This window comes from Janthinobacterium sp. SUN073, assembly GCF_030397665.1.
Lineage (GTDB): Bacteria > Pseudomonadota > Gammaproteobacteria > Burkholderiales > Burkholderiaceae_D > Janthinobacterium.
Genome location: NZ_JAPUBT010000001.1, coordinates 886,781 through 900,173, shown reverse-complemented (window position 1 = coordinate 900,173; position 13,393 = coordinate 886,781). Strand labels below are relative to the sequence as shown.

The 13,393-nt window shown below is 62.1% G+C and carries 9 protein-coding genes; 4 read left to right on the top strand and 5 right to left on the bottom strand.

Features of this window, described 5'->3' with window-relative positions:
- Window positions 1–86: 86 nt before the first annotated feature.
- Entirely contained in the window at window positions 87–989 is a 903-nt protein-coding gene (locus O0882_RS04160) for a LysR family transcriptional regulator (RefSeq protein WP_289945563.1), read from the top strand.
- On the opposite strand, the gene O0882_RS04155 is transcribed toward O0882_RS04160, so the two are convergent.
- The 5 genes from O0882_RS04155 to folD form a co-directional block, all read right to left on the bottom strand.
- Window positions 982–2,124: a branched-chain amino acid ABC transporter substrate-binding protein gene (locus O0882_RS04155; RefSeq protein ID WP_071075745.1), complete on the bottom strand. Its 1,143-nt coding sequence runs from the start codon at window positions 2,122–2,124 to the stop codon at window positions 982–984. The genes O0882_RS04160 and O0882_RS04155 overlap by 8 nt on opposite strands.
- 289 nt (window positions 2,125–2,413) lie before the next feature.
- Window positions 2,414–2,809 (bottom strand): hypothetical protein, encoded by a 396-nt coding sequence (locus tag O0882_RS04150; protein ID WP_289945560.1) that lies wholly within the window; start codon window positions 2,807–2,809, stop codon window positions 2,414–2,416.
- A complete protein-coding gene (locus tag O0882_RS04145) occupies window positions 2,806–3,243 on the bottom strand; it encodes a DNA polymerase III subunit chi (protein ID WP_289945558.1) in 438 nt (145 codons plus the stop codon). Before O0882_RS04145 ends, O0882_RS04150 begins: the two co-directional genes overlap by 4 nt.
- Before the next feature lie 7 nt (window positions 3,244–3,250).
- On the bottom strand, window positions 3,251–5,332 hold the full coding sequence (locus O0882_RS04140) for a M3 family metallopeptidase (RefSeq protein ID WP_289946821.1): 2,082 nt from the start codon (window positions 5,330–5,332) through the stop codon (window positions 3,251–3,253).
- Window positions 5,333–5,367: 35 nt separating this feature from the next.
- The gene (folD, locus tag O0882_RS04135) at window positions 5,368–6,213 is read right to left on the bottom strand and encodes a bifunctional methylenetetrahydrofolate dehydrogenase/methenyltetrahydrofolate cyclohydrolase FolD (protein WP_289945555.1); all 846 of its coding nucleotides are present in this window, start codon (window positions 6,211–6,213) and stop codon (window positions 5,368–5,370) included.
- A gap of 570 nt (window positions 6,214–6,783) precedes the next feature.
- On the opposite strand from folD, the gene aceE reads away from it, so the two are divergent.
- The 3 genes from aceE to lpdA all read left to right on the top strand — a co-directional run bounded on the left by aceE (window position 6,784) and on the right by lpdA (window position 13,016).
- Window positions 6,784–9,480 (top strand): pyruvate dehydrogenase (acetyl-transferring), homodimeric type, encoded by a 2,697-nt coding sequence (gene aceE / locus O0882_RS04130; protein ID WP_289945553.1) that lies wholly within the window; start codon window positions 6,784–6,786, stop codon window positions 9,478–9,480.
- 94 nt (window positions 9,481–9,574) lie between these two features.
- The gene (gene aceF, locus O0882_RS04125) at window positions 9,575–11,218 is read left to right on the top strand and encodes a dihydrolipoyllysine-residue acetyltransferase (RefSeq protein WP_289945552.1); all 1,644 of its coding nucleotides are present in this window, start codon (window positions 9,575–9,577) and stop codon (window positions 11,216–11,218) included.
- Between the two features lie 10 nt (window positions 11,219–11,228).
- A complete protein-coding gene (lpdA, locus tag O0882_RS04120) occupies window positions 11,229–13,016 on the top strand; it encodes a dihydrolipoyl dehydrogenase (protein ID WP_289945551.1) in 1,788 nt (595 codons plus the stop codon).
- The last annotated feature ends 377 nt before the right edge of the window (window positions 13,017–13,393 follow it).

Below are 13,393 nucleotides of genomic sequence, written 5' to 3'. Positions count from 1 at the left end.
CCTCCGTGTGGTTGATGGCGCCAGTATCTGCCGCGCAAGCCTAATTGAGAATTGACGAACATCGAGCAGAGGCTATACATTTATGCATGACTACTGCCATTGCCTGGGAATACTATCGTTCGCTGCTGGCCGTGCTGAAGCACGGCTCGCTGTCCGGCGCGGCCCGCGCGCTGGGCATCACGCAGCCCACCGTCGGCCGGCACATCGCCGCTCTGGAAAAGGAGCTGGGTGCGACCCTGTTTACGCGCTCCCAGCAGGGCTTGCTGCCCACGGAAGTGGCGCTGGCGCTACGGCCCCATGCGGAAACCATGGAGCACACGGCCGCCCTGATGCAGCGCGCCGCCAGCAGCCAGGGGCAGGGCGTGGCCGGTGTCGTGCGCATCGCCGCCAGCGAAGTGGTGGGCGTGGAAGTGCTGCCGCCCATCCTGGCCAGCTTGCGCGAACGCCATCCGGAACTGGTCATTGAACTGGTGTTGAGCAACAAGGTGCAGGATTTGCTGCGCCGCGAGGCGGACATTGCCGTGCGCATGCTGCGTCCGCGTCAGGAGCAGCTGGTGGCGCGCAAGGTGGGCGATATCGAACTGGGCCTGCATGCGCACGCGGATTACCTGGCGCGCCATGGCACGCCGATGGGATTGCTTGATCTGGCACAGCACGCCGTCATCGGCTACGACGAGGCGAGTCCGTTCGTGCGCAACGCGGGCGCCGCCTTTGAGGGTTTTTCGCGGGAAAACTTTGCCTGGCGCAGCGACAGCGACCTGGCGCAACTGGCTCTGATACGGGCGGGCGCCGGCATCGGCGTGTGCCAGGCGGGGCTGGCGGCGCGCAATCCGGCCCTGCGGCGCGTGTTGCCGCAAGCGTTTTCGCTACCGATGGGAACCTGGGTCACCATGCATGCAGACTTGCGCGGCAGCCTGCGCTGCCGCGCCACCTTCGACGCGCTGGCCGCAGGTTTACGCGATTACGTGGCGGAACAGCCGCTTACTTGATGACTTCCATCTTGGTTTTCTTGCCATCTCGGTACGTAAAGAGCGTCAGCGCGCCATCCTTGATGTCGCCGTTGGCATCGAACGAGATCGGGCCCGTCACGCCCTGGTAGTGCACCTTGGCCAGGAATGGCAGGTAGACGGACGGTTTCGACGATTTGGCGTCGGCCATGGCGGTGGCCATGGTCATCACGGCATCGTACACATACGGCGCGTACAGCTGCACTTCCATATTGTATTTCTGCTTGTAGCGGGCGCGGAAATCGTCCATGCCTTTTTGCTGCGCGCCCGTCACGCCGCCCGCTTCCGCGCAGGTGACCATGTCTTCGCCCACGGCGTCGCCCGCCAGCTTGCCCAGCGGCTCCGTGCACAAGCCATCGCCACCCATGAACTTGGCCTTGATGCCCAGCGCCTTCATCTGGCGCAGCATGGGGCCGCCCACGGAATCCATGCCGCCAAAGAAGATCAGGTCGGGATTTTTCGATTTGATGCTGGTCAGGATGGCATTGAAGTCGGTCGCGTTGGCATTCGTAAATTCCTTGCCGACGATTTGTACGCCAGGCGCCGCTTTCTTGGCGCCCTTGACGAACTGTTCCGCCACGCCCTGGCCGTAGGCCGTGCGGTCATCGATGACGGCGATTTTCTTCGCCTGCAGCTTGCCCACGGCATACGCGCCCAGCGTTCCCCCCAGCTTGTTGTCGTTGGCCACCACGCGGAAGGCCGTGTTGAATTTCTGCTGGGTGTACGTCGGGTTGGTGGCCGCCGGTGAAATCTGCGGAATACCGGCATTGAAGTAAATGCGCGAGGCGGGAATCGTCGTGCCCGAGTTCAGGTGGCCGACGACGCCATTGACCTTGGCGTCGACCAGTTTTTGCGCCACAGCCGTGCCCTGCTTGGGATCGGCTGCGTCATCTTCGGGCACCAGCACGAATTTCACGACTTTGCCGTCGATCTTGAAGCCTTTGGCGTTCAAATCCTCGATGGCCATCTTGGCCGCGTTCTCATTATCCTTGCCGAGGTGGGAGCTGGCGCCAGAGACCGGGGCGACGTGGCCTATCTTGATGATTTCCTGCGCGCCCGCATGGCCGGCAAAAGCGAGGGCGAGGGCGAGAGGAAGGACTTTGGTCTTGAGCAGCATAAACATTCTCCAATGGATAAAGATACGGCGGCGTCTCGTGAAACCGCTTCGAATGGCGGTACGTGTGAAGAAAGGTACAACAAAAAACAGGCGGCGCAAAGGCGCTTTTGGGGCTTTTTGCATTTTGTCGCAACAATCACCAAAGTGAGGCGTGATGCACCGATTTCGCAGGCGCGAGCGCACCAAAGAATGGCGTTGGGAGGGGGAAAGGTGTAGGGGGAATGCTGACATTAACCCAGCGGCAAGGACTGGGGTCGGACCCTCAGGGTCCGACCCCGGCAATTCGCTGTTAGGGGTAAAGGTGGCTTGATTGCTGTGCAGGTGGGTGCAAATGCCCCAGTTCATGGCTGACGGCATGCGCCACGATCTGTTCCAGCGACTGCTGCAAGTCTGCGCGCAGGGCGCCGCGCATGCCGATCAGGGCGTTTTGCAGGGCCGTCTGCAGGACGTGGGCGATGCGCTCTTCCAGCAGATGGTCGATCTTGCCCTGCACCTGGTGCAGGATGCGCTGCGTCAGCCGCTGTTCGATGGCGTCCCAGTCGGGTTGCGGCATGCTGGGCGGCAACGCTGGCGTTGCCTCGACAACAGGCTCGGCTGGCATGGCGGGCGCCACCTCAGCCACCTCCGGCCCCAGCAGCACCTCCGTCAGCAGGGGAATGCCCTGGTCGAATGGCTGCTGGCTCATTGTTTGTCCACTGAGTTACCCGCCACGAAGTGCGTCGGCTGCACGTCTTGCTGGCGGTAGTGCAGGAAGCGCTGGCGGCCCGCCTGCGCATCTTGCTCATCCATGGAGACGATTTCGAACACGCGCTGGAACTGTGCATAGTTGGGCGGCGGCACCTGCGACAGGTTGACGAGGATGTCGTGGTGCGGCAACTCGGCCGCCGCGTCATCGGTCAATATGATTGGGGTTTGCGCCGCCAGCGGGTCGCCGGCCAGCACGTGCGGCAGGAAATCCGTGGCGGAAAAGGTCCACATGGCGCTGTTCAAGGCGTCGAGCTGGACGCTGTCGGCCGCCAGCACGACGACCTTGTTGCCCGCCATATAGGCTTTGCGTGCCAGACGGCAGGCGTAGGCCAGCTTGTCGGGCACGTTGCTGTGAAAATCGACTCGGCTCATGGCGAACTCAGGCTGCCATGCCGCTATGGCGCAGCAGGGCGTCGATCGACGGTTCGCGGCCACGGAAGGCGGTGAATGATTCCAGCGCCGGGCGCGAGCCGCCGACGGACAGGATTTCCTGCAGGTAACGCTTGCCCGCTGCCGTGGTGGCGGCCGGTCCCAGCGTCCTGGCTTCTTCAAACGCCGCATAGGCATCGGCGGACAGCACCTCGGCCCATTTGTAGCTGTAGTAGCCAGCCGCGTAGCCGCCAGCGAAGATATGCCCAAAGGAATTCTGGAAGCGGTTGAACGGGGGCGGGATGATCAGCGCGAACTTGGCGCGCACGCCGTCAATCAGCTGCTGCACGCTCTGGCCCGTGCTGGCATCGTAATCGTAGTGCAAATGCATGTCGAGCAAGGAAAATTCCACCTGGCGCAGGGTTTGCAAGCCGGACTGGAAATTCTTGGCCGCCAGCATCTTGTCGTACAGTGCGCGCGGCAGCGGCTCGCCCGTGACGGCATGTGCCGTCATGTGTTCGAGCACTTCCCATTCCCAGCAGAAGTTTTCCATGAATTGCGATGGCAGTTCCACGGCATCCCATTCGACGCCGGCAATGCCCGACACGCCCAGTTCGTCGACGACGGTCAGCATATGGTGCAGGCCGTGGCCGAATTCGTGGAACAGGGTGATCACTTCGTCGTGCGTAAACAGCGCCGGCTGAACCTGGCCATCGACCACGGCCGGTTCCGTGAAATTGCAGGTGAGATAAGCGATCGGCGTTTGCACGTGCTGAGCGTCGGCACGGCGGCCGCGCGCATCGTCCATCCAGGCGCCGCCGCTCTTGCCCGCGCGCGCATACAGGTCCAGGTAGAACTGGCCGACCAGCGTGCCGTCGCGCTCGATGCGGTAAAAGCGCACGTCCTGGTGCCAGACGGGCGCCGTATCCAGTTTGATCTCGACCGCAAACAGGTTCTGGATCTGGCGGAACAGGCCGTCGATCACCTTGTGTTCAGGGAAATACTGTTTGACTTCCTGGGCCGAGAACGCGTAGCGGCGTTCCTGCAGCTTTTCGGAGGCATAGGGCACGTCCCACGCCTGCAGCTCGTCCAGGCCCAGTTCTTCCTGGGCGAATTGCTTGAGTTCTGCCAGGTCCTTCTCGGCGAACGGACGGGCGCGTTGGGCCAGGTCTTCCAGGAAAGCGATGACTTGCGCGGGCGAGGTGGCCATTTTGGACACCAGCGACACTTCGGCGAAATTGGCGTAGCCGAGCAGTTGTGCTTCTTCGTTGCGCAGGCGCAACAAGGTAACGATGTTTTGCGTGTTGTCCCAGTCCTCTTTCTTGCTGAAGACGTCGCCCTGGTCCGAGGCCTTGGTGGCGTTGGCGCGGTAGATGGTTTCGCGCAGCGCACGATTGTCGGCAAACTGCAGGATCGGGTAATACGACGGGAAGTGCAGCGAGAATTCGTACCCTTGCTTGCCCGCTTTTTCGGCGGCGGCGCGCGCGGCGGCCTTCACGTCGTCGGGCAGGCCGGCCAGGTCGCTTTCGTTCTCGACCAGCAACTTGTAGTCATTCGTGGCGTCTAGCACGTTCTCGGAAAAACGCGTGCCGACGGCCGCATGTTCTTCCTGGATGGCACCAAAGCGCTCTTTCTTGTCCTCTGGCAACTCGGCGCCGCCCAGGCGGAAGTCGCGCACGGCATTCTCGACGATGCGCCGGCGCGCCGGCGACAGGCTGGCGAAATCGGCGCGGGCCTGCAATTGCTTGTATTTGCCGAAGAGGATTTCGTTCTGGCCCAGCTCGGTCAAGAATTCCGTCACCTTGGGCAGGTTCGCATTGTAGGCGGCGCGCAGTTCCGGCGTATCGATCACGCTGTTGAGATGGTTGACGATGCTCCAGGCGCGGCCCAGGGTTTCGGCGATCTGGTCCTGGGGCGCGACGAAGTTGTCCCAGCTCACTTCTTCCATGGGCGCTTCCAGCTGCGCCACCGTGGCGCGCGCCTGTTCCAGCAAGGTATCGATGGCGGGCGTGACATGCTCGTGCGTGATCGCGTCGAAGCGTGGCAGGCCGGAAAAATCAAGCAGGGGATTGGGTTTCATCGTCGGTTCCATATATAAAAGGGCGGTCATGCCGCCCCGGGTGATTCTTAAATGCGCTCGGCAGCTTCTACCGTGTTCATGAGAAGCATCGTGATGGTCATCGGACCCACGCCACCCGGTACCGGGGTGATGTGCGAGGCGACTTCTTTCACGCCGGAAAAATCCACGTCGCCGCACAGCTTGCCTTCATCGTCGCGGTTCATGCCCACGTCGATGATGATGGCGCCCGGCTTGACCATGTCGGCCGTCAGGGTGTTGCGGCGGCCGACGGCGGCCACGACCACGTCCGCCTGGCGTGTGTACAGGCCCAGGTCCGGGGTCGCACTATGGCAGATGGTGACGGTAGCGTTCGCTTGCAAGAGCAGCAGGGCCATCGGTTTGCCGACGGTGTTGCTGCGGCCGATGACGACGGCGTGCTTGCCGCGCAGGTCGACGCCCGTGCTTTCGATCAGTTTCATGCAGCCATACGGTGTGCACGGGCGGAAGCCCGGCAAGCCCGTCATCAGTTCACCGGCGCTCAGCACGGAATAGCCATCCACGTCTTTCGTCGTGGAGATCGCTTCGATGACCTTGTGCGGGTTGATGTGCTTGGGCAAGGGCATTTGCACGAGGATGCCGTGGATGGCGGGATCCGCGTTCAGGCTGGCGATGCGTGCCAGCAAGTCCGCTTCGGACAGGTCCGCTTCATATTTTTCCAGCACCGAGTGGAAACCCACGTCGCCGCACGCCTTGACCTTGTTGCGGACATACACCTGGCTGGCCGGGTCTTCGCCGACGAGTATCACGGCCAGGCCGGGCTGGGTGCCCTTGGCCGTGAGGGCGGCGGCGCGCGTGGCGATCTCGCTGCGCAGTTTTTGGGAGAGGGCGATTCCGTCGATCAGTTGTGCTGGCATGGTAGGGAGGCTGTGTGGGAGGGAAAAGACAGATTATAAAGCCGGCCGGCGCAAAGGGGCGGTTTTGGCGCCAAGCCTTTAAGTTAATCAGTGCCATGCGTTTCAAAGCGCAAGGCTTAACAACAGCGGGCCGGAAACGCGAGCCTGAGAAAATGCCGATGGCGGCGTTGCAGCTCCTTGCCGTACTGGCGTACTGTCTGCGTCGCTGCGCCTTGCCCTCGACATTTTTCAGGCCCGCTTGGCCCGGTATGCCTGTGCGGACGACTGGGGTTTTAATTCGGTTTGCTAATGTGCTCGTAGAGCAGGGGCGGCCAGGGTAGGCAAGTTTTCCGGTTTCGGCGCTATTTGCTACTCTACTCATCCTAATTTCCGGGCAGAATTTGCGGCACTGCAGCATAAATTCCATAGGGTGATTTCATAATATGAAATGCTATATCGTAATTTGAAAAATACTAAATACGCTGTTAGAATCCCCACACTAAACCGACTTAATAGTAAATAATCAGCGAAATACCGTCCGACAGCGATCCGGAAAATCGGGGTGGGGCGTTCACAAAGGAGACTCAACAGATGTCAGCTCAACTGAACCAGGTAACGACACAGATCGGCACCGACCCGGATATGCAGGAAACCAAGGAGTGGCTGGACGCGCTCGAAGCCGTGCTGGAAAATGAAGGTCCGGAACGCGCGCATTACCTGATGGAGCGCATGGTTGACCTGGCCCGCCGCCGTGGCGCCCAGATCCCGTTCTCCAGCACCACCGCCTACGTCAATACCATCCCCACCAAACAAGAAGCACACTGCCCAGGCAACCTGGAATACGAAGAGCGCCTGCGCTCGTGGATGCGCTGGAACGCCATGGCCATGGTGGTCAAGGCCAACCGCGCCGACGGCGACCTGGGCGGCCACTTGTCCTCGTTCGCTTCGCTGGCGAACATGCTGGGCATCGGTTTCAACCACTTCTGGCACGCGCCAACGGCCGACCACGGCGGCGACCTGCTGTACATCCAGGGCCACTCCTCGCCCGGCGTCTACGCGCGCGCCTTCCTCGAAGGCCGCCTCTCCGAAGAGCAGATGCTGAACTTCCGCAAGGAAGTCGACGGCAAGGGCCTGTCCTCGTACCCGCATCCTAAATTGATGCCTGACTTCTGGCAGTTCCCGACCGTGTCGATGGGCTTGGGCCCGCACATGGCGATCTACCAGGCGCGCTTCCTGAAATACCTGCACGCACGCGGCATCGCGAAAACCGACAACCGTAAAATCTGGGCCTTCTGCGGCGATGGCGAGATGGACGAGCCGGAGTCCCTGGGCGCGATCGGCCTGGCCGCCCGCGACATGCTCGACAACCTGGTCATCGTGGTGAACTGCAACCTGCAGCGCCTGGACGGCCCTGTGCGCGGCAACACCAAGATCATCCAGGAACTCGAAGGCGAATTCCGTGGCGCCGGCTGGAACGTCGTCAAGGTCATCTGGGGTCCGGGCTGGGACGCCCTGCTGGCGCAAGACAAGGACGGCATCCTGCAGCGCGTCATGATGGAAACCGTCGACGGCGAATACCAGAACTACAAGGCCAAGGACGGCGCCTACGTGCGCAAGCACTTCTTCGGCAAGCATCCGAAGCTGCTGGAAATGGTTGCCAACATGACGGACGACGATATCTGGCGCCTGACCCGTGGCGGCCACGATCCGCACAAGATCTACGCGGCCTTCAAGATCGCCCAGGAACACAAGGGCCAGCCTACCGTCCTGCTGGTGAAAACCATCAAGGGCTACGGCATGGGCAAGTCCGGCGAAGCGCGCAACACGGCGCACCAGACGAAAAAACTCGACGACGAAGCGATTCGCGAAATGCGCGACCGCTTCTCGCTGCCTATCCCTGACGACAAGCTGGCCGACATTCCGTTCTTCAAGCCAGCCGACGACGCGCCGGAAATGGTCTACCTGCACGAGCGCCGCAAGGCCCTCGGTGGCTACCTGCCGCAGCGCCGCCAGAAGTCGGAAGAAACCCTGCCCGTGCCTGGCCTGGACGCGTTCAAGAACGTGCTCGAAGCCACGCCGGAAGGTCGTGAAATCTCGACCACGCAAGCGTTCGTGCGCGTCATCTCGACCCTGCTGAAGGACCCGAACCTGGGTCAGCGCGTGGTGCCTATCCTGGTCGATGAATCGCGTACCTTCGGCATGGAAGGCCTGTTCCGCCAGATCGGCATCTACAACCCGAAAGGCCAGTTGTACGAGCCGGTCGACAAAGACCAGGTCATGTACTACCGCGAAGACAAGGCCGGCCAGATCCTGCAAGAGGGCATCAACGAAGCGGGCGGCATGAGCTCGTGGATCGCTGCGGCGACGTCGTATTCGACCAACGACCGCATCATGATCCCGTTCTACACCTTCTACTCGATGTTCGGCTTCCAGCGCATCGGCGACCAGGTATGGGCTTCGGCCGACATGCGCGCCCGTGGCTTCCTGATGGGCGGCACGGCCGGCCGCACGACGCTGAACGGCGAAGGCTTGCAGCACGAAGATGGCCACAGCCATATCTTCGCCGCGACCATCCCGACCTGCATGCCGTACGACCCGACCTTCAGCCATGAAGTCGCCGTCATCATCCAGGACGGCCTGCGCCGCATGATCGCCAACCAGGAAGATGTGTTCTACTACATCACGATCATGAACGAGAACTACGCCCAGCCAGGCATCAAGCCAGGCCAGGAAGAAGGCATCCTGAATGGCATGTACAAGCTGCAGGAAGGCCAGGCTGACGCCAAGCTGCGCGTACAACTGATCGGCTGCGGCACCATCCTGCGCGAATCGATCTTCGCCGCCGAACTGTTGCAAAACGACTGGGGCGTGGCTGCGGACGTGTGGTCGGCACCGTCGCTGACGCTGGTGGCCCGCGATGGCCAGGATGCGGAACGCTGGAACATGGTCAACCCGTCGAAACAGCAGCGCGTGCCTTACGTGACGTCGCTGATGCAGGACACGGACGGCCCGATCGTCGCCACGACCGACTACATGCGCGCGTTTGCAGAACAGATCCGCGCCTTCATGCCGAAGGGCCGCACCTACAAAGTGTTGGGCACCGATGGCTTTGGCCGCTCGGACAGCCGCGCCAAGCTGCGCGAGTTCTTCGAAGTGAACCGTTATTATGTCACCGTGGCCGCGTTGAAATCGCTGGCTGACGAAGGCAAGATCGACGTGTCGGTGGTGGAGCAGGCGATCGCCAAGTACGGCATCGACGCGAACAAACCGAATCCGGTGACCCAGTAATCGTTGTGCGGACCCGATGATGCCAGGGCGGTGCGAAAGCGCCGCCCTGGCGTGTGTGCGGGTCCATCTGACAAATAAAATAACGGAGCAAGCTATGAGCATTGTGGAAGTCAAAGTCCCGGATATCGGCGATTTCAAGGAAGTCGAGATCATTGAACTGATGGTCAAGCCGGGCGACACGGTCAAGGTTGACCAGTCCCTGATCACGGTCGAATCGGACAAGGCCAGCATGGAGATTCCATCGAGCCACGCCGGTGTCGTCAAGGAATTGAAAGTCAACGTGGGCGACAAGATCGCCGAAGGTTCGCTGGTGCTGCTGCTGGAAGTGGCGGACGACGCGTCCGCTCCGGCACCCGCCGCCGCTGCGCCTGCACCGGCAGCCACGCCAGTTGCTGAAGCTGCCGCTGCCGCCGCACCTGCCGCAGCGCCCGCCGCTGGCGGTCTGGTCGAAGTGACCGTGCCCGATATCGGCGACTTCAAGGAAGTCGAAGTCATCGAACTGATGGTCAAGGTCGGCGACACGATCGCCGTCGAGCAGTCGCTGCTGACGGTCGAATCGGACAAGGCCAGCATGGAAATCCCATCGAGCCACGCCGGTATCGTCAAGGAATTGAAGGTCAAGGTCGGCGACAAGGTCGCCAAGGGTAGTCTGGTACTGGTGGTGGAAACGACCGGCGCCGCTGCCGCTGCTGCCGCTGCGCCAGCGCAAGCCGCCGCCGCACCAGCCGCTGCCGTCGCTTCGGCGCCGGTCGCCGCTGCCCTGGCGCCTGCCGCCGCGCCTGCCGTCAACGGCAAGCTGGCGCACGCGTCGCCATCGATCCGCAAGTTCGCGCGCGAACTGGGCGTGGAGCTGACCAGCGTGGGCGGTTCCGGTCCGAAGGGCCGCATCACGCAGGAAGACGTGCAGAACTTCGTCAAGGGCGTGATGTCGGGCGCTGTTGCCGCACCAGGCGCCGCCAGTGCGCCGGTCGCCAAGGCCGGTTCCGGCGTGGGCCTGGACTTGCTGCCATGGCCGTCGCTGGACTTCAGCAAATTCGGCACCACAGAATTGCTGCCGCTGTCGCGCATCAAGAAAATCTCGGGTCCTAACCTGCACCGCAATTGGGTCATGATCCCGCACGTCACGCAGTTCGACGAAGCGGATGTGACCGACCTGGAAGCGTTCCGCGTCGACACCAACGCGGCCAACGCGAAGAACAAGGATGCGGCCAAGCTGACCATGCTGGCCTTCGTCATCAAGGCCTCCGTGGCCGCGCTGAAGAAATTCCCCGCGTTTAACGCCTCGCTCGACGCCAAGGGCGAAAACCTGATCCTCAAGCAGTACTACAACATCGGCTTTGCGGCCGACACGCCGAATGGCCTGGTGGTGCCCGTGATCAAGGGCGCGGACCAGAAGTCGGTCTCGCAGATCGCCCGCGAAATGACGGAACTGTCCTTGCAGGCGCGCGAAGGCAAGCTGAAACCGGCCGACATGCAGGGCGCCAGCTTCACGATTTCGTCCCTGGGCGGCATCGGTGGCACGCACTTCACGCCTATCGTGAATGCGCCGGAAGTGGCGATTCTGGGTCTGTCGAAGGCCTCGATCAAGCCGGTATGGGATGGCAAGGCCTTCCAGCCACGTTTGATGATGGGCACCTCGCTGTCCTACGACCACCGCGTGGTCGATGGCGCGATGGGCGCGCGATTCTCCGTGTACCTCGGCGAAGTCCTGGCCGACATGCGCAAAATTCTGCTGTAAGGAGCGATTGATGAGCACAGTAGAGGTAAAAGTACCGAATATCGGCGACTTCAAGGAAGTCGAAGTCATCGAACTGATGGTCAAGGTAGGCGACACCATCAAGGTGGACCAGTCGCTGATCACGGTCGAATCGGACAAGGCCAGCATGGAGATTCCATCGACCCACGCGGGCGTGGTCAAGGAAATCAAGGTCAAGGTCGGCGACAAGATCGCCGAAGGCAGCGCCTTGCTGGTGCTGGAAGCGGCTGAAGGTGCGGCTGAAGCCGCTCCTGCGGCGGCTCCTGCACCTGCCGCAGCCGCTCCGGCAGCAGCTCCGGCTGCGGCACCAGCGGCACCTGTCGCCGCCATCCCGGCCGGCAGTTACAGCGGCCAGGTCGACATCGATATCGACATGATGGTATTGGGCGGCGGTCCTGGCGGTTATTCGGCGGCGTTCCGCGCGGCCGATCTGGGCCTGAGCACCGTCATCGTCGAGCGCTACGCCACCTTGGGCGGCGTGTGCCTGAACGTGGGCTGCATCCCGTCGAAGGCGCTGCTGCACGTCGCCTCCGTCATCGATGAAACGGCGCACATGTCCAATACGGGCGTGACGTTTGCCAAGCCGACGATCGACATCGACCAGGTGCGCGCGTACAAGGAAGGCGTCATCAAGAACATGACGGGTGGCCTGGCCGGCATGGCCAAGGCGCGCAAGACGCAAGTGGTGACGGGCGTGGGCCAGTTCCTCAGCGCGAACCACATCGAAGTGACGGCAGGCGACGGCTCGAAAAAAGTCGTGCAGTTCAAGCAAGCCATCATCGCCGCCGGTTCGTCCGTGGTGAAGCTGCCCTTCGTGCCGGAAGACCCGCGCATCGTCGATTCGACGGGTGCGCTGGAATTGCGCCAGATCCCGAAACGCATGCTGGTCATCGGCGGCGGCATTATCGGCCTGGAAATGGCGACCGTCTATTCCACGTTTGGCGCACGCATCGACGTGGTCGAAATGATGGATGGCCTGATGCAGGGCGCCGACCGCGATGCCGTCAAGGTGTGGCAGAAGTTCAATGAAAAGCGCTTCGACAACATCATGACCAAGACCAAGACGGTCGCCGTGGAAGCGTTGCCGGAAGGCATCAAGGTCACGTTCGAAGCGGCCGAAGCGGGCGCCACGGCGCCGGCGCCGCAAGTCTACGACCTGGTGCTGGTCGCCGTGGGCCGCAGCCCTAATGGCAAGAAGATCGCTGCCGACAAGGCCGGCGTGAACGTCACCGACCGCGGCTTCATCGAAGTCGACAGCCAGATGCGCACCAACGTGCCGAACATCTTCGCCATCGGCGATTTGGTCGGCCAGCCGATGCTGGCGCACAAGGCCGTGCATGAAGCCCACGTGGCAGCGGAAGCTGCCGCCGGCCAGAAGTCGCACTTCGACGTCAAGGTGATTCCATCGGTCGCCTACACGGACCCGGAAGTGGCATGGGCCGGCATCACGGAAGACGAAGCGAAAGCCAAGGGCATCAAGGTCGAGAAGGGCCACTTCCCGTGGGCCGCCTCGGGCCGTGCCGTGGCCAACGGCCGCGCCGAAGGCTTCACCAAGCTGCTGTTCGACGCGGAAACGCACCGCATCATCGGCGGCACCATCGTCGGCACGCATGCGGGCGACATGATTGGCGAAATCGCGCTGGCCATCGAAATGGGTTGCGACGGCACCGACATCGGCAAGACCATCCACCCGCACCCGACCCTGGGCGAATCGATCGGTATGGCCGCTGAAGTGTATGAAGGCGTGTGTACGGACTTGCCGCCACCGCGCAAGCGCTGATGTTGTAACACTAAAAACCCCGCAAGCGATTGCGGGGTTTTTTATTATCCAACGACGATTAAACACCTCATCGGCAGCACCATCGTCGGCACGCATGCGGGTGACAGGTGAACGATGAAGCGGCGAAATCGCGCTGGCCATCGAAATGGGCTGCGACGGCACCGACATCGGCAAGACCATCCACCCACACCCGACGCTGGGTGAATCGATCGGTAGGTTGGCAAAAGCGCGCCGAAGTGTGCGAAGGCGTGTGTACGGACTTGCCGCCACCGCGCAAGCGCTGATGTTGTAACACTAAAAACCCCGCAAGCGATTGCGGGGTTTTTTATTATCCAACGACGATTAAACACCTCATCGGCAGCACCATCGTCGGCACG